The following is a 21,502-nucleotide window of genomic DNA, read 5'->3' as shown; positions in this document are numbered from 1 at the left end:
TCGCCGACTGGTTTTCCCGTGTTTGACGGTGGATCCAGTGGCCGCCACAGGCATCCCGACGATTCCAGCTGAGCTGGCCGTGGCTGACGAGCCCTCGGACGTCCTTTCTCCCGAGGACGATCCGGCATATCGCGTTTTTCTCGACAGCCTGAATTACCTGTCGCCGGAAGAAATCGCCCTGGTTCGCAAGGCCTATCTGTTTGGCGAGGAAGCGCACCGCGGGCAGGTTCGCAAGTCGGGAGAACCGTACATCACCCATCCCCTGGCCGTGGCCGGGGCGATTGCCGACTGGAAAATCGATGTCGAGGGCGTGATTGCCGCGCTGTTGCACGACGTGATGGAGGATACGGCGGTCAGCAAGGCGGAGATTGTCGAACGCTTCGGCAAGCCGGTCGCTGATCTGGTCGACGGCCTGTCGAAACTCGACAAGATCGAATTCCAGTCCCAGGAAGACGCGCAGGCGGAGAACTTCCGCAAGATGCTCATGGCCATGGCGCGCGACTTGCGCGTGGTGCTGATCAAACTGGCCGATCGCCACCACAACCTGCAGACGATGGCCGCGGTTCGCGCCGAGAAGCGCCGTCGCATCGCCAGAGAGACGCTGGAAATCTATGCGCCGATTGCCGGTCGGCTTGGTCTCAGCACGCTGTTCAACGAGTTGCAGGATCTCTCGTTCCAGCTGATCTATCCGATGCGCGCGCGCGTTCTCGGGCGGGCGCTGAAAGCGGCGCGTGGCAACCGGCGCGAGCTGCTGTCGCGAATTCTCGACGGCATCAAGGGCAAGCTCGGCGCGGCCACTATCGAGGCCGACGTTTTCGGCCGCGAGAAGAGCCTCTATTCGATCTATCGCAAGATGCTCGACAAGCGCCTGTCGTTTTCCCAGGTGCTCGACGTCTACGGATTCCGCGTCGTCGTCAAGGACGTGCCGACCACCTATCTCGCCCTCGGTTCGCTGCATGCGCTTTACAAGCCGGTGCCGGGAAAGTTCAAGGACTACATCGCGATCCCCAAGCCGAACGGCTACCAGTCCCTGCACACCACCTTGATCGGTCCGCATGGGACCCCGTTCGAGGTACAGATTCGTACCGCGGCAATGGACAAGGTGGCGCAGGAAGGAATCGCTTCGCACTGGTTGTACAAGGACAGCGAGTCGCTCGGCGAGGAGTTGCAGCAGAAAACGACCAAATGGTTTCACTCCTTGCTGGAATTGCAGAGCACCGCCGTTGATTCTTCGGAGTTTCTCGAACACGTCAAGGTCGACCTCTTCCCGCACGAGATTTACGTTTTCACGCCGAAGGGGAAGATCATCCCCTTGCCGCGGGGCGCGACGGCGGTCGACCTGGCCTACGCGGTGCACACCGACATCGGCAATCACAGCGCTCTTGCGCGCATCAATTTCAACCTGATGCCATTGGCCACCGAGCTGACCAATGGCGATCGCGTCGATATCGTCACCTCCGCCGATGCCCATCCGAGTGCCGAGTGGCTGACGCACGTAAAGACCGGCCGGGCGCGCAGCAAGATCCGCCACTACCTGAAAACCGCGCACGTCGATGAATCGACGGCGCTGGGGGAAAAGATGCTTGGACAGGAGTTGCGGGCGCTTGGCATCAGTGCCGCCGAGGTGCCGGTAGCGCGCTGGAGGAGTGTCCTGCGCGATTCGGGAAACCGGCTGGTCAAGGAGGTCTACACCGACATTGGCCTCGGTTTCCGTCTGGCGGGTGTTGTCGCGCGCCGCCTGTTGAGCAAGGAGCATGCGGCGCTGCCGGCCGGCCAGCAAACGTCGGGCACTTCGCTGGTCATTCGTGGCAGCGAAGGCATGGCCGTGCAGTTTGCGCCGTGCTGCCAGCCGATTCCCGGTGACCCGGTCATCGGTTCGATCTGGAAGGGCAAGGGGCTGGTCATTCATACCCACGATTGTCCGGCGATCCGCAAGGCGCGCAGTGCCAAGCCGGCGAAGTGGATCGACGTCGACTGGGAACCGGAAGCCGGGCAACTGTTCAGCGTCCGCGTCCAGGTCGTCGTGCAGAATACCCTCGGCGCCCTGGGCAGGATTGCCACCGAGATATCGAGTTCCGGAACCAATATCCTGAACGTGCATATGGACGAGAAGGATTCCGGGCTGTACACGACCTTGCATTTCACCGTCCAGGTCGCCGATCGCACCTCGCTGGCGCGCCTGATGCGCAGCCTGCGCCGCATTCCGGAAGTGGTCCGTATCTCGCGGGAGCAAGGGCTCCCTGCGGCCTGAATCCGGACGCCGCGGTTGAGCCGTCCTTCCCTTTCCCTTTCCCCGCTGGAACCGCCTGCCATGCGCCCTGAGCTTGCAAGCTGTCCGCGGCTCTCCTGGGTCCGTGCCGACCAGTCGGCCGAGCGTCCCGTCGGACCGCTCGCGCGGCGGTTCCCGGCTTGAAAGTTCTCGTCCTCGGCGCCGGTGTCGTGGGCGTCACCAGCGCCTGGTACCTGGCCAGGGCGGGGCATCAGGTGACGGTACTCGAGCGTCAGGATGCGGCCGGACTGGAAACCAGTTTTGCCAACGGCGGCCAGATTTCGGTCTCCCACGCCGAGCCCTGGGCGAACCCGCATGCGCCGCTGCGCGCACTGGCCTGGATGCGCCGCGAGGACGCCCCGCTGCTCTTTCGCTTGCGCTGGGATGCGGCCTTGCTGGACTGGAGTCTGCGCTTCCTGCGCGAGTGCACCGCGCGGCGCACGCAGGCCAATATCCGCGACATCGTCACCCTGGCCCTGTACAGCCGCCGCCAGCTGCAGGCCCTGCGCGCTGAAACCGCGCTCGACTACGACCATCTCGAACGGGGCATTCTGCATATCTACACCGATCACCGCGACTTCAGGCTCGCCTGCGAGGCGGCGGCCGTGATGCGCAGCTTTGGTTGTGAGCGGCGGACGGTGAGCATCGACGAGTGTCTGGCCATCGAGCCGGCGCTGGCCGCCGCCAGGCAGCGCCTGGTCGGCGGCGACTACACCCGCGACGACGAATCCGGCGACGCACATCGTTTCACGCAACAGCTCGCCACCCGTTGCGCCGCACAGGGGGTCATCTTTCGCTACGGCGCCAGAATAGAGCAGCTGCTTGCCGACGCCGGGCGCGTTGCCGGCGTACGGGTTGCCGGCGAGGTGCACCAGGCCGACGCCTACGTCGCGGCGCTGGGCAGCTACACCCCGCTCCTGCTGCGTCCCCTTGGCCTGCGTCTGCCCGTTTATCCGGCCAAGGGTTACTCGGCGACCGTGGCGCTCGCCGCGGATAGCGTTGCGCCCAGCGTCAGCCTCACCGACGATGGCCACAAGATCGTCTTTTCACGCCTCGGTCAACGCCTGCGCATCGCCGGCACAGCCGAGTTCAATGGCTACAACACCGAGCTCAACGACGTGCGCTGCGCGGCCCTGATGCGCCGGGCCGGCGAACTTTTCCCCGACTTGCGAGCGGCCGGCGAGGTCGAATTCTGGTGTGGCCTGCGCCCGGCGACGCCGTCCAACGTGCCGCTGATCGGACGCTCGTCAATCGCCAATCTGTACCTCAACACCGGCCACGGCACGCTCGGCTGGACGATGGCTTGCGGCTCGGGCGCCGCGCTGGCCGATATCGTCAGTGGCCGCAAGCCCGAGCCGGCTTTTCGCTTCCTTTGAGCCGCCCGTCGCCCACCCATGCTGGTTGATACCCACTGCCATCTCGCCGCAGCCGAGTTCGCCGACGATCGCGATGGCGTGGCGGCCGCGGCTGGCGCCGCCGGTGTTTCGGCGATCGTCGTCCCGGCGTTCGATGTCGCCAGCTTCAGCGCCGTGCACGTCTGTTGCGCGCGATACCCCGGCTGTGTCGCCGCCTACGGCATTCATCCGCTCTACGTTCAACAGGCCAGCGAAAGCGACCTCCTGCGCCTGAAGGAGTGGTTGCCGCGCGTGGCGGCCGGAGCGGCGCCGCCGGTCGCCGTCGGCGAGATCGGCCTCGACCTGTTTGTCGCCGATCCGGCGATCGACAGGCAGGAGTACTTTTTCGCCGAACAACTCAAGATTGCCCGCGAAAGCGATCTTCCCGTGCTCCTGCACGTTCGCCGTTCTGTCGACCGGGTGCTCAGGCAGCTGCGCCGGATCAGGGTCAGGGGCGGAATCGCGCATGCCTTCAACGGCAGTCGCCAGCAGGCAGACGAATTCATCAAGCTGGGCTTCAAGCTCGGTTTTGGCGGCGCCATGACCTACCCCGGCTCGACCCGTATCCGTCGCCTGGCCGCGTCGCTGCCGCTGGCGGCCATCGTCCTCGAAACCGACGCGCCGGACATGCCGCCGCAGTGGCTGGCGGGGGCGCGGAATACGCCCGTCGAACTGCCACGGATCGCCGATTTGCTGGCCGCTCTGCGCGGCATCGATAGCGACCAGCTGGCCGCCGCGACGTCTGCCAACGCCGGCGCCGTACTGCCTCGGTTGCGTTTGGCGGAGCGATCGGGTACGTTACCGCCTGACGGCTTGGGGCTTCCGATTTTTCCCAAAGAGTGAGCAGCGGGCCAATGAATACTGAATGAGCAGGACAGCAGACCGGTTCTTGTCTGGCCAGCGCAGCGAACATGCGCAAACCTCGGTCAGGCTTGCCGGTCTTGAATCAGGTCTTGCTGAAAACAACCATTGGCTTCCTCACATAATGAAAAATCATCTGGATCGACCGGCGGCTACGTGCGTGGCTGTCAAAGAAAGCCTCCCTGATATTCCTCACTACCTGCAAGCGCATTACTGGTGGGCCTACGTCCACCCTCGGGCGGTACATGTCTTCGAGCGGCAGTGGCTGGTAAATCTGATTCTCTGGGGCAACTACAAGCGCCTGTGCAATGCCGTTCTGCACGACTACGGCCACGACCTGTCCGGCCGTACACTGCAGATCGCCTGTGCCTACGGTGACTTGACGCCGCGCCTAGTCGACTGCGTCGCGCCGGGCGGATCGCTGGAAATCGCCGACATTCTGCCCATCCAGCTCGAGAATCTGGCCAAGAAACTGCCCAAGGACGCGCCCGTCCAGCTGCATTGCATGGATTCTGCCGCGCTGGGTTTTGCCGACGCGAGTTTCGACCGCGCCTTGCTTTTCTTCTTGCTCCATGAGCAGCCGCAGGCGGTGCGCGAGAAAACGCTCGCCGAGGCGCTGCGTGTTGTTCGTCCGGGTGGCACGCTGACCATCGTCGACTACGCGCCGCTGAGCAGAGTTAACCCCCTGCGCTATCTCTGGAAACCGGTCCTCGACCGGCTGGAGCCGTTTGCCCATGACTTGTTTAGCGAGGAAGTCTCCGCCTGGTTGCCGAAGGACGGTCGTTTTTGTACCGTCGGCGATCAGCGCTTCTTCGGTGGTATGTATCAGATGTTGACGCTCAAGGTTGCCGACCGGCAAGAAGGCTCGGCAAACTGACGCGTGGATTATCAACCGGCCCTGGGCGAGGAGTTTGCTCCTCCTGGGCTCCTCGGATGTTGGTCGCGCCTGGCGGTGCCGGGCGTGAGAAAGGATGAAGCATGGAGAGTTACAAGGCAGATGTCGTGATTGTCGGCGGCGGCGGGGCTGGCCTGCGGGCCGCGATCGCCGTGGCGGAGTCTGATCCCGCTCTGAAGATCGCGCTGGTCTCGAAGGTCTATCCGATGCGTAGCCATACCGTTGCTGCCGAAGGCGGCTCGGCAGGCGTGAAATTGCCCACCGATAGCCTCGAGTACCATTTCAACGACACCGTTGGCGGGGGCGACTGGTTGTGCGAGCAGGATGTGGTCGAATACTTCGTCGCTCATTGCAACGAAGAATTGACCCAACTCGAGCACTGGGGTTGCCCCTGGAGTCGCACCCCGGACGGACACGTCAATGTGCGTGCCTTTGGCGGTATGAAGATCGAACGTACCTGGTTCGCCGCCGACAAGACCGGTTTCCACATGTTGCACACGCTCTTTCAGACGTCGATCAAGTATCCGTCGATCAAACGCTTCGACGAGCATTTCTGCGTCGATCTGGTGGTCGAGGACGGTCGCGTCCAGGGTGTGGTCACGATCGAGATCGGCTCGGGCGAAATGGCGCTGATCGAAGGCAAGTCGGTGGTCATCGCCACCGGCGGCGCCGGTCGCGTGTTCCGCGAGAACACCAACGGCGGTGTGGTCACCGGTGACGGCATGGCCCTGGCTTACCGCCACGGCGTCCCCCTGCGGGACATGGAGTTCGTCCAGTATCACCCGACCTGCATGCCCGGCACCGGCCTGCTGTTCACCGAGGCCTGCCGCGGCGAAGGCGGTTTCCTGGTGAACAAGGACGGCTATCGCTACCTGCAGGATTATGGTCTCGGCCCGGCCGAGCCGACCCCGCGCAACAAGGCCATGGAACTCGGGCCGCGCGATCGCCTCAGCCAGGCGTTCTGGTACGAGCAGCAAAAGGGGCGCACCATCGAAGGCCAGCATGGTTCGGTCGTCCATCTCGACCTGCGCCATCTCGGCGAGGCCAAGCTGCGCGAGCGCCTGCCGCAGATTTACGAGCTCGCCGAGCAGTTTCTCGGCGTCGATCCGGCGCGCGCGCCGATCCCGGTGCGCCCGGCCGTGCACTACACCATGGGCGGGATCATGGTCGACGGTCTCTGCGCCTCGCCGCTGCCTGGCCTCTACGCGGCGGGCGAGTGCTCCAGCGTCGGCATCCATGGCGCCAACCGCCTGGGCTCGAATTCGCTGTCCGAGCTGTGTGTCTTCGGCAAGGTCGCCGGTGAGGAAGCCGCCCGCTTCGCCAAGGCGGCGGCGCCGGGCAATTCGGCCAGTCTGCTCAAGCAGGCGCAGGCCGTCGAGCAGCGGGTCGTCGGGCTGAAGACCAAGACCGGCGGCAGCGAACGCATCGCCACGCTGCGCAAGGAAATGGCGCAGACCATGGAGGATGGCTGCGGCATCTATCGCCTCGCCGAGACGATGCAGAAAACCTGCGACACGCTCGACGAACTCAAGGAGCGCTTCAAGAACGTCAATGTCGAGGACAAGTCGAGCGTCTGGAATACCGAGTGGCTGCTGGCCATCGAGCTCGAGTACCAGCTCGACGTGGCGCAGACGATGGCCTATTCGGCCCTGCATCGTCGCGAGTCGCGCGGTGCGCATCAACGCCTCGACGGTTTCGAGAAGCGCGACGACGAGAATTTCCTGAAGCATTCGCAGGCGCATTACGTCGCTGGCGGCGCGCCGCGCATCGACTACGGAGCGGTCAAGATCACCAAGTCGCAGCCGGGCACGCGTGCCTACGGTGCCGCGGGTGAAAAGGCAGAGCAGGAAAGGAAGGCATCCAATGTCTGAAAATCAGAGAATCATCGAAATCGAGGTGCTGCGCTACAACCCGGAGACCGATAAGGAGCCGTCCAAGCAGGTCTTCGAGGTGCCTTTCACCGACGACATGTCGGTATTGCAGGGCGTGCAGTACATCAAGGACTATCTCGACGGCTCATTGAGCTTCCGCTGGTCGTGCCGGATGGCGATTTGCGGCAGCTGCGGGATGATGATCAACGGCGAACCCAGCCTCTCCTGCGAGACTTTCCTGCGCGACTACTACCCCGCGCGGGTACGTGTCGAGGCGCTGGCGCATTTCCCGATCGAGAAAGATCTGGTCATCAACATGGAGGGCTTCATCGAGAAACTCGAAAGCATCCAGCCGTACATCATCCCCAAGGAAGCGCGCACGCTGGCGCAGGGCGAGTACCTGCAGACGCCCGCGCAACTGGCGAGCTACGAGCAGTTCAGCTCGTGCATCAACTGCATGCTGTGCTACGCCGCCTGCCCGCAGTTCGGGCTCAATTCGGAGTTCATCGGACCGGCCGCAATGGCCCTGCTGCACCGCTACAACATCGATTCGCGCGATGGTGGCAAGGGCGAGCGAATGGAACTGGTCAACTCCGAAGAGGGGGTGTTCAACTGCACGGCGGTCGGTTACTGCTCCGAGGTCTGCCCGAAGCACGTCGACCCGGCCAACGCCGTCAACCAGAACAAGACCAATAGCGCAGCCGACTACTTCATGCGTTTCCTTACTCCGAAGGGGGGTGCCAAGTGAACAAGCGTCGTCCCTATGTTCGTCCGATGGCCGGATGGTGGCGGAAGAATCCGTTCTTCGTCGAGTACATGATCCACGAGGGAACAGCCCTCTTCGTCGCCGCCTATGCGCTGATCCTGCTCACCGGGCTGGTCTATCTCTCGCGCGGTGAAGCGGCCTGGAACGTCTGGCTCGAAGGCCTCAAGAATCCCTGGTACATCGCCTTCCACTGGCTGGCGCTGGCCGCGGTGGCCTACCACACCTACACCTGGTTCAAGATCATGCCGCGCACCATGCCGCCGGTCATCGTCGGCGGCAAGCGGCTTCCGGACATGGCCATTACCGGCGGCGGGCTGGCCGTTGCGACGACCGCCTGTCTTGCCCTGCTCGGTCTGGTATGGGGGATTGCACGATGAAAAAGACGCTGAAACGTTCCAACGCACCCATCTTCTGGGCGTTGTTCGGCGCTGGCGGCATGCTTTCGGCGCTGCTTGGCCCGATGCTGGTATTCATCACCGGCCTGGCCATCCCGCTCGGCATGCTCCTGCCGGTGGATACCATGAGCTACGCCAAGATGCTCGCCTTTGCCCAGAACATCGTCGGCAAGGGCTTCATCTTCGCCATCATTTCGCTCTTCCTGTGGCACGCCGCCCACCGCATCTTCCACAGTCTGCACGACATCGGAATTCACGCCGGCATCGTTGCCAAGCTGATCTGCTACGGTGGGGCCCTGGTGGCGACGCTGGTCACCGCCTATACGCTGCTGGCGATCGGCTTCTAGTCTGCAGGCGTTGGCGAGCGGGGTCGGGTGGGCCGCAAGGCCACCCGACCCCGCTGTCTTTGCGGGGAGGCGCAGCCTCTGCGCACCTCTGGGGTAGGCTTGTCCGGCTTGCTGAAAGTCTCGTCGGAAATGCGGCGCAACACTCGCCCGTACGTCATTGCGAGGAGGCGCAGCCGACGTGGCAATCCAGAGGTTTTGTTTTTCGCCTGGCTGATGGGGTGGACAGGTAGTCAGAGGATGGAACTGGATTGCCGCGTCGGCTTCGCCTCCTCGCAATGACGGTGGGTGCCGGAGGGGGGCCGGGTTGCCCGCTGCCCCCGCTCTGCCCGCAGGCTTTCCGAACGTCTCGTCAATAACGCAAGCCGCGCCTAGGCCATGCCGCTCAGGCGGGCCTTGCGCTCGCGTTCGATGCGCGTGATATAGCGCTGCACCATACTCGTCCGGGCGCCCGGCAGGGCGACGAATTCGCAGCCGACGCGAACGTAGCGGGCGCCGCCGCGCGTCGTCACGTCGAACTTGTTGCGCACGCACAGGTTGGCGACCAGCAGACCCTCGTCGGGAAGCGTCATCTTGCACTCGTTGAGCGCCATGCCGCTGGGCAGCAGGGCGGCCAGACTGGGCGTCGCCATCAGGCCGACACCGCCCCCGCTGATATCCAGCAGCGACGCCTCGGCGACCAGCGTGCTGCCGTCGACGCGTTTGATCGTGGCGACGAACTTGACCGGCTTGGCGATCGGTGTCGACAGGCGAAAATACTCGCGCCGCTGCAGGCGCAGCACCTTGTCCGGCAGCGCTGCGCGAAAAGCCGGGCGGCCGGCGCTGAGTGTCTCGACCAGCTGGTTCAAGGTGAACTGCACCTTCACCTTGTCCACCAGCGCGCTGACGATCAGCTGCCTGGCCTGCAGCGCCTGGCGGTTGACCCCCTCGTCGCGGCCCCAGTCGAGGACCAGTTCATCGTTGCCCGTGTCGACTTCGAGCAGCGACGTCAACAGGAACTCGTGGCCGCGATCGAGATAGGCGCTGACCAGCGCCCGGCGCTGGATCAGCGAGCGCAGCACGGCGGCAATCTCCGCTTTCGAGTGCAACAGATACTCGCTGTATTCCTCGGCCTGTTCGATTTCGAAACCGCGGTTTTCCTCTTCCGGTTTCGCCTCAACGTCCGTGTTTTCCATCTGCCTTCCTGCAATCGCCTGGAGCGCGCAGTTTAATGCAAAAGTGGTGCCCGGGTAAGCGAGCGCACTGCCCCGCGGTGCAATTGAGCGTGCCGGGCAGGCGATGGCTGACGCCTCCACCGTCGGAGAGGGCCATGGCTGCCCGGTCAGGGTTCGCCCGGGACTTCGGCGGGGCCGGCAAAGAGCGGTGGGGGCGCCGCCGCTGCGCCGTTTTCGAGTTGATAGAGCCAGGCCAGAAGTTCGGCGACGGCCAGGTACAGCTGCGGGGGGATGTGCTGGTCGAGGTCGACCTGCATCAGCAGCGAGACCAGTTCTGCCGACTCGTGCACATAGACGCCGTGTTCGTGGGCGCGGGCGATGATCTGTTCGGCGAGCAGGCCGCGCCCCTTGGCGACGACGCGTGGCGCAGCGTCGGTCTGGCTGTAGGTCAGCGCGACGGCATTCTTCAGCGAGTCATCCGGCGCTCTGCTCATGCTCCCCGGCTTCCCGTGGGGCCGCGACGCCGAGCGACGCCAGCTCGAGTCCGGCCTTGTCCAGCTGAGTGCGCAGGCTGAGCGTCTCGCTGCTCAAGAGCTGGCGCGTTTCGGCGTTGCCGGCAACGACGCTGAGCGTGATCTGCTGCCCCTGGATGTGCAGGCGGGCATCGACGTCCCCCAGCCTGGGCAAGGAGAGGCGCAGCCGCGTCTGCCACTTTTCGCCACTCTCGTCGCCGCCGCCATCGCCTTGCCGGCCGTCGTTGCCGTTGTCGATTTCCCAGCGCAGCTGCTGCCCGGGCCAGACCTGCCCCTGCCAGGAAAAATTCTGCGTCGCGAAAGCTTCGAGCTGCTGCTGGACGATGGCCTGCAGCTGCGGCGCGACCGCTTGCGCAGCCGGGGCCGCCGGCGAGGCCTGAGCGGCCGCGCCGGCCTGGCTGCCCGCCGTGGCGCTGCGGTTTGCCGCCTCGCCGGCGCCCGTGGCCAGCCCCTGTTGAGCCGTCGCTCCCGGCTGCGCGGGTGTCGTTGCCGGCGGCAGCCTGCCTTGCGGTTCCTGCAACAGTTGCGCCTTGCTGTAGCGGCCTTCGACCCATTCCGCCTGATGCGCTTCGTAGAACATGCCGCTCTGCACGATCGCCTGCTTGAGCAGCGGCAGGAGATCGGGTCCGCTGTTCGGCGGGCCGGCGGCAATCGCCTGATTGCCGTTCAGCGGCAGCGCTGCGGAGGCGCCGGCCTTGCCGTCACGCGCGCCGGCCAGCAGCGCGCCGATCAGTTGCCCGGTGCGACTGAGCTGGGTGGCCGTCGACTCGTTGCCCCCCTTGCCGGCCTCGCCGCCGCCGCGGGCAATCACCGCCAGGGTCAGCTTGCCATTGCTTTCCGAAACTTCCAGTTCGATGGCGTCGCCGCTCTTGGCGGCGAAGGGCAGCGCCAGGGTGACGCTGCGCTGGTTGATCAGCGCGCGGTAGGTGCCGTTGGGCAGCAGCGCCTGGACTTCGGCCAGCAGGCGCTGGCCAGCCGCCAGTCCGGGCAGCTTGTCGGTGATCTCCTGCGCCGGCAGCGTCGGCCGCAGCGCGAGGTCGGCGCTCGGCTGGACGCGGGTAGTGACTTCGGGGACGATCATTCTGCGCCCGGCGGCGCGGCGCGGAGCAGGACGCGCAGCTCGTTCATTCGCGTCGCCAGCCGTGGCTGGATCAAGGCGTCGCAGCGCAGGCTGCTTTCGATCAGCGCCCGCGCGCGCTGCTGTTCGTCTGCCGGCAGTTCGGCGCTCAGTGCGTCGGAGAGGCGTTCGGCCAGCGCGCGGCGATCGGCTTCGTGCCTGGCCAGCGCCGGCCAGTCCCTGCTTTCTGCGGCGCCAAGCATCGCTTCGGAGTAGGCCAGCAGCTGCTCCAGCGCGCTCAGCCCGGCACTCATGCCAGCGCGGCTTTCTGCGGCGTCGCGTTCGGCGAAATCTCGCGCCAGGCGCCGTGAATCTCCTCGAGCAGGGCGGCGACTTCCTCCAGCGCCGGCAGGTCGTTGTCGAGGTTGGCGTGCAGCAGGCGCAGGACCAGGTAGTCGTACAGCGCGTCGAGGCGCTCGGCGATCTCGCCGCCCTGTTCCAGGTCGAGGCTGACCTTGAGGCCGTTGCCGATGATGTCGATGGCTTTGGAGATCGCTTCGCCCTTGGCCGCCGTGCGTTTGTCCTCCATCGCCGCACGGGCGTTGCCGATCGCCGCCTGCGCTCCCGAAAAGAGCAGCAGGATCAACCGGTGCGGGTCGGCAACCTCTACGGCGGCGTCGACGCCGACCTTCTGATAGGCGGAAATCGCATGTCTTGCGTGGCCGAACATCCTTGGTTCCTCAGAGAGAGTAAGTGGGCAGGTTGGCGAGCTGTTGCGAGAGGAAGTTGCTCGTCGTGGTCATCCCGGAGATCAGCGTGTCGAGGGCCGTGAATTGCTTGCGGTAGCGTGCCTCGATTCCCGCCAGGCGGTCGTTGATCACTCCCGATTGCTTGCCGAGGCTGGCGATCGAGCTGTTCAGTCCGTCGCGGCGCGTGGCGATCAGGCCGCTGCTGCTCACCAGGCCGTCGGCGGCGGTCTTGAAAGCGCTGCCGAAGGCGGCCACGAGATCGGCGACTGCCGAGAGATCGTCGCCGATCGCCGCGCTCAGCTTGGCCGAATCGACGCTCAGCGTGCCGTTCTTCTGCATGCTGACGCCGATGTCCGAGAGGCGTTGCAAGCTGCTGCCGGCAACCGCCGCGGGGATGTTGCCAAGGACGTTGCGAAAGCTGTTCTGCGCCGTACGCAGCGTACTGTCGCCGTTCAGTGCGCCGGCCTTCTTGGTGGCCGCATTGTAATTGCCGAGACCGCTGGCCGTCGTGCTGAAGTCGTTGAACGCCCGGACCAGCGCGTTGACGCCGGTGGTCAGGCTGGAGTTGTCCTTGCTGATGGTCAGCGTCGTGCTCAGTGCCGTTTCCGGCGCTTCCGGGCCCCTGAGCAGGTTCAGGGTGATGCCGTCGATGGCCGTGCTGACCTGGTTGCTGACCCCTTCGACGGCAATGCCGTTGAGCTTGAACGCCGAGCCCTGCGCCGCCTGCGACTGCACGAAGGCATCGCTCGGCGCCGGTGCCGCGTCGGGATCGTAGGTCAGGCCGGCGATTCCCGCGAGCTTGATGAACTGGTTGCTGCCGGGGTCGTTGCTGGTCAGCACCAGTTGCTTGCCGGCGACGCCGTTGATCACCAGTGCCGACACGCCGGCGTTGGCGCCGTTGATCGCGTCGCGGATGTTCTCCGGCGTGGCGCCGTCGGCGATGCTGATCTCGGTGCTCTGGTGCGGGCTGCTGCCAGCCAGGCTGTCGAGCGACAGGGTCAGCGTGCCGCCGACCGGCACCGTGTCGCCGGTGCCGGAAAAGGGGGTTGCTGCGCCGGTGCCGCTGGCGACGCTGTGCTGCCGCGCCAGCTGGTTCACTTCGAGCGTGTAGGTGCCGGCGACGGCGCTTGAGGAAGTGGTTGCCGCGGCGACGGTCGAGTCGCTGAGCCGGGTCGCAAAAACGGTGAATTTCTGCGTCGCCGTCGTGCCGGTCGCCGGGACCAGCGTTCCCGCCGCCGTCTGCAGCGCCGAGATCGATCCCTGCAGCGAACCCAGCGCCGATATCTTGGCCTGGTAGCTCGCTTCCTTCTGCGACAGAGCGGTCAGCGGCCGCTGTTCCAGCGACATCAACTGGCTGATGATGCTGTTTACGTCAAGGTTCGAGCCCAGGCCCGGTGAGGAAAGCGCCATGATCTTCTCCTGCCGCCGCTACCGGCATGCTTGCTTGCATCGGTGTTCAGGCCGTTTGCGTGACGAACAGCCCCTTGATGCTGTCCAGCGTCTTGGCGATGGCCATCATTTCTTCGGAGGGCATCTGGCGGATCACTTCCTTGGTCGAGCGGTCGATGATCTTGACCACCAGTTGACCGGTGTCGCCGTCCACGCTGAACTCGAGATTGCTGTTCGTCGGCTTGACGAACTCGCGAACGCTCTGGATGGCGCTTTCGAGCTTTTCGCTGTCCGGCGGTGCCTGCACCGGTGCCTGCGCCTGCAAGTGCGCCTGCACCTGCTGCAGGGCCTGCGCCGCACTGGCCGGCGTCGCCGTGTTGCCGCCGCTGGCCGTGGCCCTGGCTTCGCGGGCGGCCGAACTGATCGCCTGGTGGCCCTGCGGCGCTGGCGAGGAAACTGTCGGTGGAATATTCATCTCACACTCCTTGGTGAAGAGACGCCGGGGCGCGACCACGTTGCCGCGAGCGCGCCCCGATGTTACCGCTAATCAAACCCTTCCGCTTAGCCGCGCAACAGCGAGAGCACGTTCTGCGGCAGCGAGTTGGCCTGCGCGAGCATCGCCGTACCCGCCTGCTGCAGGATTTGCGCCCGCGTCAGGTTGGCCGTTTCCGCCGCGAAGTCGGCATCGACGATGCGGCTGCGTGACGCCGAGAGGTTCTCCGACGTCGTTTGCAGGCTCGAAACCACCGAAGCGAAACGGTTCTGGTACGAACCGAGCGAAACCCGCGCTCCGCTGACCGTCGCCAGTGCGCCGTCGATCGCCGACAGGGCGCTGGTGGCGGCGGTGGCGGTGAGCACATTCACGTTGGCGATGCTGGCCACCGTCGAGGACACCGTGGCACCTTGGGTTCCGGAGGCGGCGAGCCCGGCATAGGCGGCGTGCGCTCCGCCCCAGACGATCCCGTCGGAATTGGTGCTGCTCAAACTGACCGTGCCGTGGTTGGCGGCCGCTGCGGACGCCACCGCCTGCTTACCCAACTGAGCGCTGGTGAAACCGGTCTGTGCGACGATCGCGGTGGTGTTTGCGGTGGCAGCTGCCGCGGACGCCGCCGTAAGTCCGAGACCAAGCTTCATCGTGCTATCGGTGCCCCGAGTGTAGGTCAGCGTGCCCGACGAGTTAGCCACAGAACCGTTCAATGTCGCACCGCCAGCAGCTATCAGGGCGTTGTTTATCGCTAGAGCGATTTCGTCGCCGTTTGTGTCTGCGTCCGCCCCAGTGAGCGTGATTGCGCCCACGGAGATGGTCCCTGCCGCGCCGGTAAAGGTGATTGCGCCCGCCGCAATGCTGCCAGCCGATCCGTTACCGGCAGCACTACCAGCCACGCTGGCACCCCCTGACCCGAGGACTTTCGCCGCTGCTTTCTCACCGACGTTGCCGGTGGCCAAACCCGTTTGAGTGAGAAAGGTGTCTTTGTCCGAGGCGGCGTTAGTGATGTCGGTTGCTGTGCCGTTCAGTCCGATACTGATATCGCGTCCGTCGGCTGCGGTGAGCGTCAGTGCGCCGGTCGTCGCGCTGGCGGAAGCGCTAACCCCGGTTTGCGTGGCGATCGCATTGATCGCCGCTGCGACGTTCGCACCCTGGCCGGCAGCACTTCCGCCGGCGGCAACAGCACCGACGTTGATGCCATTGATGCTGAACGTGTCAGCGGCAATGGCAGTAGGGACTGTCGCCGCGGCGCCGGTCACGACGTTGCTGTTGGCGGTCGCGGTCACGCCCGAGTTGGACGAGATGCCGTTGATCGCCGCAGCAATCGAAAACGCACTGGCGGCGCTCTGGCCCGGGCCGGTACCGAGCGAAGACGCGCCGACCTGGAAGCCGTTCAGCGTCAGGTCGCCGGCGGCCAGGGCGGTGGTCGTCGCCGAGCCGGTCTTGGTCGCGGCGTAGCTGGTGCCGGTGCCGCCGAGGGCCGTGGTGCGTGCGCTGCCAATGCCGGTGATCGCCAGGCGGTCGTTGGCCGTACCGTTGGCGCCGATCTGGAAGTTCTGGGCGACGAAGGAGCCGTCGAGGAGCTTGGTACCGTTGAACGACGAATTCTGGGCGACGCGGTCGATTTCCGACGCCAGCGACTGGACTTCGGCGTTCAACGCCTGGCGGTCGGACGCCGAGTTGGTGGCGTTGCCGGCCTGGACGGCGAGTTCGCGCATACGCTGCAGGTTGTTGCTGATCTGTTCGAGGTCGCCTTCGGCGGTTTGCGCCAGCGAGATGCCGTCGTTGGCGTTGCGCGTGGCCTGATTCAGGCCGCGGATCTGGGAATTCATCCGGTCGGAGATGGCCAGGCCGGCGGCGTCGTCCTTGGCGCTGTTGATGCGCAGGCCGGACGAGAGGCGTTGCAGGGAAGTCGCCAGGGAGGTCTGCGACATGTTGAGGCTGCGCTGCGAGTTGAGCGAGGCAACGTTGGTGTTGATGACTTGGGGCATTTTGCTTCTCCTATCACGGTCAAATTGACTTCAGACTTCAGTTTCCGGTGACTGCCTGGCGAGGCTCTTGCCGGTCCATCCTGTGTGGCGATTTGTTCGCTGACAACTTTACTTACGACGGGCCTCGGGAAAACTTGAGTGATTTTTTGCCTGGCCGCCGTGTAAGACTTTTAGCGGCAGGCGGGCGGCAAAGTTGAGGGTGTCGAGACAAGAAAAACGGTGTTTGTGCGATTGCCGCCGGCGGCCGGCGACGCGCGGCGAGCGAAGCCGATTGCCTCCCCCACCCCCGCGCCGTCATTACGAAGACGCACAGGCGTTGCCTCCTACCCGCCACGCCGTCATTGCGAGGAGGCGCCAGCCGACGCGGCAATCCAGTTCCATCGTCTGACTATTTCGGCGTCGGCCGCATCGCCAATGCGCATAGAGCCAAACCTCTGGATTGCCGCGTCGGCTGCGCCTCCTCGCAATGACGGCGCGGGTTGACCTGCCCCGCAACACCGCTCCGTCTGCCCTGCACGCCCCGGGTTTTCCTTCTTGCGCAAACGTCAACGGCGCGATACTTGGTGGTCATCTGTAATACCAACCATCGATACACGCAGTGTGCTGTGTTCTCGACACTTCTGTCCGGTCGCTGCTGCTCGTTTCACAAAGCAAGGGCGCCAGTTTTCCAACTGCTCTCGATGGGCCCCCCTGCGAGTAGAGACTTTGAGATCGCGCTGACGGGGCCTTGGTACACCCCGCGTGGCGCCCGTTCTGACCCGGCACGAGCACCTTCCCACCTGCCCGGCGCCAGCGCCGACGTTGCGCTGGGCTTCGTGCGCTATCTGGCAACGATCGCTCACGCTGCAGGCGGTATATTCTTGTGGCGACCTTTCTGCGCGAACCCCGGACGAGACATGGTGCTCTAGTGTGCGGCAATCGTCCTTAGTGAATACATCGTCCCACGCACACATGAAGGATTCGCCGCGTGCAGAATTAAGATCAAGCGTCCGCCGTCCGATTTCTTGCATCTGCTGAGGATAAAACCCTGACTAGCCGCTGACTGTTCGTCTGCCCACTCGTGCCCAGACAGTCAAGGAACTGCTGCGCGGCGATGAGATTTCCTGGAACCAATTCATCGCCACGCGGTATCAGAAAAAATGGCATCGTTGATGACAGCTCGATTTTCTCAGGGCGGAAGCCGCCAAAGGCCAGCGCAGCGACTTTGAGCGCCACCTGGGAATGGTGCCGGACGCGCCCGCGCTTCCTGGCGACGAGACCCCGTGACGCCAGGCAGCTGCGAAGGCGCGGCGGCGCGAACGAGCATTCGAGGATACGTGCAAGCCGCCGCCACTGTTTGGGCTGGCCTTGGGCCACGACACGTAGGGCATTCCCACACCCCCCACCCCCACGCCGTCATTGCGAGGAGGCGTTAGCCGACGCGGCAATCCAGTTCCATTCTCTGACGGTCACTGCGGCCGCAGTCCGCATGGGCAAGGTGCGTAAAGCAATACCCCTGGATTGCCGCGTCGGCTTCGCCTCCGCGCAATGACGGACGGGTTGACCTGCCGCACCGACTGGCGCCTCCGCGCAATGACGGGCTGGTTGACTCGCCGCGTCGGCTTCGCCTCCTCGCAATGACGTGCTGGCCAGGCGGGTTTCGGGGGCCAGCAATCCCTTGTTCGCGGCGTGCCAACTCAGTTTTCAGCGATACGCGCGGGCGGTTATAATGGGCGTCGGCGTGATGGTGGTCGGGTGGCACGGAATGGCGCCGGAAAAGGCGTCTTCGAGCCAATTCCCGGTGCTCGATGGCGCGCCCCGGGCGAGTGACATGCGTCCCGCCGATTTCGCGAAGGCCGGCAGCTTGCCGGTTTTTTTATCCGTTTGCCCGTGTTCGTGGATTGATGATGCGGATCCTGCTCTGCAATGATGATGGTTACTTCGCACCCGGGATCGAGCACCTGGCGCGGGTGCTGGCGGACGTCGCCCAGGTCACCGTCGTCGCTCCCGAGCGCGACCGCAGCGGGGCGAGCAATTCGCTGACCCTCGATCGGCCCCTGTCGCTGAAGCGCGCGGCGAACGGTTTCTACTATGTCAACGGGACGCCGACCGACTGTGTGCATCTGGCGGTCACCGGCATGTTCGACGAGTTGCCGGACATGGTCGTTTCGGGAATCAATATTGGCGCCAACATGGGCGACGACACGATCTATTCGGGGACCGTCGCCGCAGCCACCGAGGGCTTCCTGCTCGGCATTCCGTCGCTGGCGGTTTCGCTGTGCAGCAAGGCCGGCGAGCATTACGACAGCGCTGCACGGGTGGCCCTCGAACTGGTCGCCATGCTGCAGAAACAGACGCTGCGCGAGCCGGTACTGCTCAACGTCAACGTTCCCGACGTGCCCTACGAGCAGTTGCGCGAGCGGGTGGTCACCCGCCTTGGCAAACGGCACAAGGCGGAGCCGGTGGTGCGCACGCTGTCGCCACGCCATGAGACGGTTTACTGGATCGGCGCCGCGGGCGAGGCCCAGGATGCCGGCGAGGGGACCGATTTCCACGCCGTGCTGAACAATCAGGTGTCACTGACGCCGTTGCAGATCGATCTGACCCACAATGCCCAGTTGTCGCTGGTGCGCGGCTGGCTGGTAGAATGAATCGCGTCGTTTCCGGGGTGGGCATGACTTCGCAGCGCACGCGGGCGCGCATGATCGAGCGCCTGCGCGAGCAGGGAATCGACGACGAGGACGTGCTGGCGGCGATTGCCGCCGTGCCGCGGCATGTCTTTGTCGAAGAGGCGCTGGCTTCGCGGGCTTACGAGGATACCGCGCTGCCGCTGGGTTTTTCGCAAACGATTTCGCAACCCTATGTGGTGGCGCGGATGATCGAGGCGCTGTGTGCCGGTGGCCGCCGGCTGGGCAGGACGCTGGAGATCGGCGCCGGCTGCGGCTATCAGGCGGCGGTTCTGGCACAGTTGACGGACGAGGTCTTTGCCGTCGAGCGCATCGCCCCGCTGCTCGCCAAGGCGAAGCTCAACCTGCGCGCGATCAAGCAGCTCAAGGTGCGCTTGAAGCACGCGGACGGCCGCCTGGGCCTGCCGGAAGCGGCGCCTTTTGACAGCATCATCGTCGCCGCGGCGGCGGCGCGCGTTCCCTCCGCGCTGGTGCAGCAGCTTGCGCCCGGCGGGCGCATGATCATGCCGCTGGGCGTGGCGACGCAGCAGCTGACGCTGATCGAGAAGCAGGGCGAGACTTTTGTCGAAACCCGTCTCGAGGCGGTGCGTTTCGTTCCGCTATTAACGGGAGTCGAATGAACGATCAGGGCTTTTTCGCTGGTGACGGGTCAGTTCCGGGACGGGTAGGGTGCCTGGCCGTGCTCGCCGTGCTGCTGCTCGTCGGCTGTGCCAGCAAGCCGCCGGCAGCGGTCAGCACGGGCGCGACTGCCGCCGTCGGCAAGGACCTCTACGTCGTCAGGAAGGGCGATACCCTACATTCCATCGCCGCTGCGCATGGCCTGGATTTCCGCAGCCTGGTGATCTGGAACGGAATCGAGAATCCGAATCACATTCTTGTCGGTCAGGCGCTGCGCACGCGGCCGCCCGGATCTTCGTCGTCGGCTTCTGCGTCGGTTTCGTCGTCCGCGTCCTCAGCTTCCTCAGCGTCCAGCGAGGGGACGGTGGTGCGCCCGATAGACACTCCCTCGGCCGTCGAGCAGCGCAACCTCGGCGGCAGTGGCGAGACGCTCAAGCGTGAGCCGCAGGTGGGCAAGGAAGCCTATTCCGAACAGACGCTGGCGCGGGCACGCGCACAGGTCCAGCAGCCTGCTGCAGCAGCCGGCGCGGCGCCGACGCCAGCGGCAGCGGCCAGGGAACAGAGCAGGCCGGAAGCCGCGGAGCGGGCGGACAGCAACTGGATCTGGCCGGCCAGCGGCAAGGTGGTCGGCACCTTCAGCGAAGGCGGTGCCAAGGGTATCGACATCTCCGGCAAGGCGGGCGACCCGGTGCTCGCCGTCAGTGGCGGCAAGGTGGTGTATAGCGGGACGGGCTTGCGCGGCTACGGAAAACTGGTCATCGTCAAGCACGACAGCACCTACCTGACGGCCTACGCGCACAACCAGAGCATCCTGGTGAAGGAAGGCCAGAGCGTTGCCAAGGGGCAGAAGATCGCCGAAATGGGCAACACCGACGCCGACCAGGTCAAGCTGCACTTCGAGGTCCGGCAGCAGGGCAAGCCGGTCGATCCACTGAAGCATCTGCCGCAACGCTGAGCATCGATGTCGGCGCCCTTCGATTCCGATTCGGATCACGCGGACCGCCTGGAGAACTATCTCGACGAGCCCGAGTTCGCGGCTTCCGAAGGGCTGCCCTTCGCCGCGGCGGAGCCCGAAGAGACCTTTCAGTCGCCTGAAGCCGAACTGCTCAATGACGTCACCCAGCACTACCTGAACGAGATCGGCGCCAAGCCGCTGTTTTCGCCGGCCGAGGAGGCTGACTGGGCGCGCCGCGCCAGGGCCGGCGAGTTCCCGGCGCGGCAGAAGATGATCGAGCACAACCTGCGCCTGGTGGTGAACATCGCCAAGCACTACCTCAACCGCGGCATGCCCCTGCTCGACCTGATCGAGGAAGGAAATCTCGGGCTGATTCACGCGATCGAGAAGTTCGACCCCGACCGCGGCTTCCGCTTCTCGACCTACGCCACCTGGTGGATTCGGCAAGGCATCGGGCGGGCGATCATGAATCAGGCGCGGACGATCCGCCTGCCGGTGCATGTGGTCAAGGAAATCAACGTCGTGCTGCGCGCCATTCGCCACCTCGAAGCGGCGAACGGGCGGGAAATCTGCCTCGAACAGATTGCCCACCTGATCGACCGGCCGGTTGACGACGTGCGCCGGGTGATGGCCCTCAACGAGCGCATCGCTTCGCTTGACGCGCCGCTGCAGGTGGACCCCAGCCGGACCATCGGCGAGGTGATCGCCGACGAAAGCCTGGTCGATCCTGACGAGCTGTTGCAGAGCAGCGAGATCGGCGACCTGCTGCGCACCTGGGTCGGGCAGCTCGGCGAGAAGCAGCAGCAGGTGCTCCTGCGCCGCTATGGACTGGGCGGTAGCGACACGAGCACCCTCGAGGAAATCGCGCTCGATCTCAACCTGACCCGCGAACGCGTCCGCCAGATCCAGATCGAAGCGCTCGATCAGTTGCGCCGCATCATCCGCCGCGGCGGCGTGACGCGCGACAACCTCCTCTAGCGTTGCACCCTCCTGATGAGACTTGCCGCGCCGCCGAGAGCAGCGTGAACCGCGCGGGGTGGCTGGATTTCACCCGCTCCCTACGGCTGTCCTCGTCGCCAAGATGCGGGCCGGCATTCCCCAGCCCCCG

General features: G+C 65.1%; 20 protein-coding genes. 12 read left to right on the top strand and 8 right to left on the bottom strand.

What is annotated here, in order from left to right:
- Positions 1–79 precede the first annotated feature (79 nt).
- From QZ634_RS18415 to frdD, 8 genes are all read left to right on the top strand, one after another.
- On the top strand, positions 80–2,251 hold the full coding sequence (locus QZ634_RS18415; protein ID WP_291990941.1) for a bifunctional (p)ppGpp synthetase/guanosine-3',5'-bis(diphosphate) 3'-pyrophosphohydrolase: 2,172 nt from the start codon (positions 80–82) through the stop codon (positions 2,249–2,251).
- 80 nt (positions 2,252–2,331) lie between these two features.
- Complete coding sequence (locus QZ634_RS18410; protein ID WP_366145428.1) at positions 2,332–3,645, top strand: D-amino acid dehydrogenase; 1,314 nt, start codon at positions 2,332–2,334, stop codon at positions 3,643–3,645.
- Positions 3,646–3,663: 18 nt separating this feature from the next.
- Positions 3,664–4,506, top strand: coding sequence for a TatD family hydrolase (locus QZ634_RS18405; RefSeq protein WP_291990939.1), 843 nt, complete (start codon positions 3,664–3,666; stop codon positions 4,504–4,506).
- 178 nt (positions 4,507–4,684) lie between these two features.
- Positions 4,685–5,401, top strand: a complete 717-nt coding sequence (gene rquA, locus QZ634_RS18400; protein WP_291990937.1) for a rhodoquinone biosynthesis methyltransferase RquA — start codon at positions 4,685–4,687, stop codon at positions 5,399–5,401.
- A gap of 101 nt (positions 5,402–5,502) precedes the next feature.
- Positions 5,503–7,290, top strand: coding sequence for a fumarate reductase (quinol) flavoprotein subunit (gene frdA, locus QZ634_RS18395; RefSeq protein ID WP_291990935.1), 1,788 nt, complete (start codon positions 5,503–5,505; stop codon positions 7,288–7,290).
- Positions 7,283–8,038 carry a succinate dehydrogenase/fumarate reductase iron-sulfur subunit gene (locus QZ634_RS18390; RefSeq protein WP_291990933.1) on the top strand — a complete coding sequence of 252 codons (756 nt, stop codon included), beginning with the start codon at positions 7,283–7,285 and terminating at the stop codon, positions 8,036–8,038. Before frdA ends, QZ634_RS18390 begins: the two co-directional genes overlap by 8 nt.
- The gene (locus QZ634_RS18385) at positions 8,035–8,433 is read left to right on the top strand and encodes a fumarate reductase subunit C (protein ID WP_291982451.1); all 399 of its coding nucleotides are present in this window, start codon (positions 8,035–8,037) and stop codon (positions 8,431–8,433) included. Before QZ634_RS18390 ends, QZ634_RS18385 begins: the two co-directional genes overlap by 4 nt.
- On the top strand, positions 8,430–8,798 hold the full coding sequence (gene frdD, locus QZ634_RS18380) for a fumarate reductase subunit FrdD (RefSeq protein WP_291990931.1): 369 nt from the start codon (positions 8,430–8,432) through the stop codon (positions 8,796–8,798). Before QZ634_RS18385 ends, frdD begins: the two co-directional genes overlap by 4 nt.
- 368 nt (positions 8,799–9,166) lie before the next feature.
- On the opposite strand, the gene QZ634_RS18375 is transcribed toward frdD, so the two are convergent.
- The 8 genes from QZ634_RS18375 to QZ634_RS18340 form a co-directional block, all read right to left on the bottom strand.
- Positions 9,167–9,970, bottom strand: a complete 804-nt coding sequence (locus QZ634_RS18375; protein ID WP_291990929.1) for a flagellar brake protein — start codon at positions 9,968–9,970, stop codon at positions 9,167–9,169.
- Positions 9,971–10,116: 146 nt separating this feature from the next.
- A complete protein-coding gene (locus QZ634_RS18370; RefSeq protein ID WP_043565158.1) occupies positions 10,117–10,443 on the bottom strand; it encodes an EscU/YscU/HrcU family type III secretion system export apparatus switch protein in 327 nt (108 codons plus the stop codon).
- Complete coding sequence (locus QZ634_RS18365) at positions 10,424–11,563, bottom strand: flagellar hook-length control protein FliK (protein ID WP_291990927.1); 1,140 nt, start codon at positions 11,561–11,563, stop codon at positions 10,424–10,426. The genes QZ634_RS18370 and QZ634_RS18365 overlap by 20 nt, the downstream gene beginning before the upstream one ends.
- Positions 11,560–11,853: a flagellar protein FliT gene (locus QZ634_RS18360; RefSeq protein WP_043570511.1), complete on the bottom strand. Its 294-nt coding sequence runs from the start codon at positions 11,851–11,853 to the stop codon at positions 11,560–11,562. Before QZ634_RS18360 ends, QZ634_RS18365 begins: the two co-directional genes overlap by 4 nt.
- On the bottom strand, positions 11,850–12,269 hold the full coding sequence (gene fliS, locus QZ634_RS18355; RefSeq protein ID WP_291990925.1) for a flagellar export chaperone FliS: 420 nt from the start codon (positions 12,267–12,269) through the stop codon (positions 11,850–11,852). Before fliS ends, QZ634_RS18360 begins: the two co-directional genes overlap by 4 nt.
- 10 nt (positions 12,270–12,279) lie before the next feature.
- A complete protein-coding gene (gene fliD, locus QZ634_RS18350) occupies positions 12,280–13,698 on the bottom strand; it encodes a flagellar filament capping protein FliD (protein ID WP_291990923.1) in 1,419 nt (472 codons plus the stop codon).
- A gap of 46 nt (positions 13,699–13,744) precedes the next feature.
- Positions 13,745–14,152: a flagellar protein FlaG gene (locus QZ634_RS18345; protein ID WP_291990921.1), complete on the bottom strand. Its 408-nt coding sequence runs from the start codon at positions 14,150–14,152 to the stop codon at positions 13,745–13,747.
- Between the two features lie 86 nt (positions 14,153–14,238).
- Positions 14,239–16,155 carry a flagellin gene (locus QZ634_RS18340; RefSeq protein WP_291990920.1) on the bottom strand — a complete coding sequence of 639 codons (1,917 nt, stop codon included), beginning with the start codon at positions 16,153–16,155 and terminating at the stop codon, positions 14,239–14,241.
- A 1,886-nt stretch (positions 16,156–18,041) separates the two neighbouring features.
- On the opposite strand from QZ634_RS18340, the gene surE reads away from it, so the two are divergent.
- The 4 genes from surE to rpoS are packed head-to-tail and all read left to right on the top strand — an operon-like array spanning position 18,042 to position 21,372.
- Positions 18,042–18,785: a 5'/3'-nucleotidase SurE gene (gene surE / locus QZ634_RS18335; RefSeq protein WP_291991091.1), complete on the top strand. Its 744-nt coding sequence runs from the start codon at positions 18,042–18,044 to the stop codon at positions 18,783–18,785.
- The gene (locus QZ634_RS18330) at positions 18,782–19,441 is read left to right on the top strand and encodes a protein-L-isoaspartate(D-aspartate) O-methyltransferase (protein WP_291990918.1); all 660 of its coding nucleotides are present in this window, start codon (positions 18,782–18,784) and stop codon (positions 19,439–19,441) included. Before surE ends, QZ634_RS18330 begins: the two co-directional genes overlap by 4 nt.
- Positions 19,438–20,394 (top strand): peptidoglycan DD-metalloendopeptidase family protein, encoded by a 957-nt coding sequence (locus QZ634_RS18325; protein ID WP_291990916.1) that lies wholly within the window; start codon positions 19,438–19,440, stop codon positions 20,392–20,394. The genes QZ634_RS18330 and QZ634_RS18325 overlap by 4 nt, the downstream gene beginning before the upstream one ends.
- Positions 20,395–20,400: 6 nt before the next feature.
- Complete coding sequence (gene rpoS, locus QZ634_RS18320) at positions 20,401–21,372, top strand: RNA polymerase sigma factor RpoS (RefSeq protein ID WP_291990914.1); 972 nt, start codon at positions 20,401–20,403, stop codon at positions 21,370–21,372.
- The last annotated feature ends 130 nt before the right edge of the window (positions 21,373–21,502 follow it).

Source organism: Candidatus Accumulibacter sp. ACC007 (genome assembly GCF_907163205.1).
GTDB lineage: Bacteria > Pseudomonadota > Gammaproteobacteria > Burkholderiales > Rhodocyclaceae > Accumulibacter > Accumulibacter regalis.
Note: the sequence above shows the minus strand (reverse complement) of the source record. Positions and strands in the feature narration are given on the sequence as shown.

What these genes read in the sequence shown, in the direction of transcription:
- frdA (WP_291990935.1), top strand. Translation starts at nt 5,503, where the DNA reads ATGGAGAGTTACAAGGCAGATGTCGTGATTGTCGGCGGCGGCGGGGCT.
- QZ634_RS18340 (WP_291990920.1), bottom strand. Translation starts at nt 16,155, where the DNA reads ATGCCCCAAGTCATCAACACCAACGTTGCCTCGCTCAACTCGCAGCGC.
- QZ634_RS18370 (WP_043565158.1), bottom strand. Translation starts at nt 10,443, where the DNA reads ATGAGCAGAGCGCCGGATGACTCGCTGAAGAATGCCGTCGCGCTGACC.
- surE (WP_291991091.1), top strand. Translation starts at nt 18,042, where the DNA reads ATGCGGATCCTGCTCTGCAATGATGATGGTTACTTCGCACCCGGGATC.
- QZ634_RS18365 (WP_291990927.1), bottom strand. Translation starts at nt 11,563, where the DNA reads ATGATCGTCCCCGAAGTCACTACCCGCGTCCAGCCGAGCGCCGACCTC.
- fliD (WP_291990923.1), bottom strand. Translation starts at nt 13,698, where the DNA reads ATGGCGCTTTCCTCACCGGGCCTGGGCTCGAACCTTGACGTAAACAGC.
- QZ634_RS18330 (WP_291990918.1), top strand. Translation starts at nt 18,782, where the DNA reads ATGAATCGCGTCGTTTCCGGGGTGGGCATGACTTCGCAGCGCACGCGG.
- QZ634_RS18375 (WP_291990929.1), bottom strand. Translation starts at nt 9,970, where the DNA reads ATGGAAAACACGGACGTTGAGGCGAAACCGGAAGAGGAAAACCGCGGT.
- QZ634_RS18390 (WP_291990933.1), top strand. Translation starts at nt 7,283, where the DNA reads ATGTCTGAAAATCAGAGAATCATCGAAATCGAGGTGCTGCGCTACAAC.
- frdD (WP_291990931.1), top strand. Translation starts at nt 8,430, where the DNA reads ATGAAAAAGACGCTGAAACGTTCCAACGCACCCATCTTCTGGGCGTTG.
- fliS (WP_291990925.1), bottom strand. Translation starts at nt 12,269, where the DNA reads ATGTTCGGCCACGCAAGACATGCGATTTCCGCCTATCAGAAGGTCGGC.
- rpoS (WP_291990914.1), top strand. Translation starts at nt 20,401, where the DNA reads ATGTCGGCGCCCTTCGATTCCGATTCGGATCACGCGGACCGCCTGGAG.
- QZ634_RS18325 (WP_291990916.1), top strand. Translation starts at nt 19,438, where the DNA reads ATGAACGATCAGGGCTTTTTCGCTGGTGACGGGTCAGTTCCGGGACGG.
- QZ634_RS18360 (WP_043570511.1), bottom strand. Translation starts at nt 11,853, where the DNA reads ATGAGTGCCGGGCTGAGCGCGCTGGAGCAGCTGCTGGCCTACTCCGAA.
- QZ634_RS18345 (WP_291990921.1), bottom strand. Translation starts at nt 14,152, where the DNA reads ATGAATATTCCACCGACAGTTTCCTCGCCAGCGCCGCAGGGCCACCAG.
- QZ634_RS18405 (WP_291990939.1), top strand. Translation starts at nt 3,664, where the DNA reads ATGCTGGTTGATACCCACTGCCATCTCGCCGCAGCCGAGTTCGCCGAC.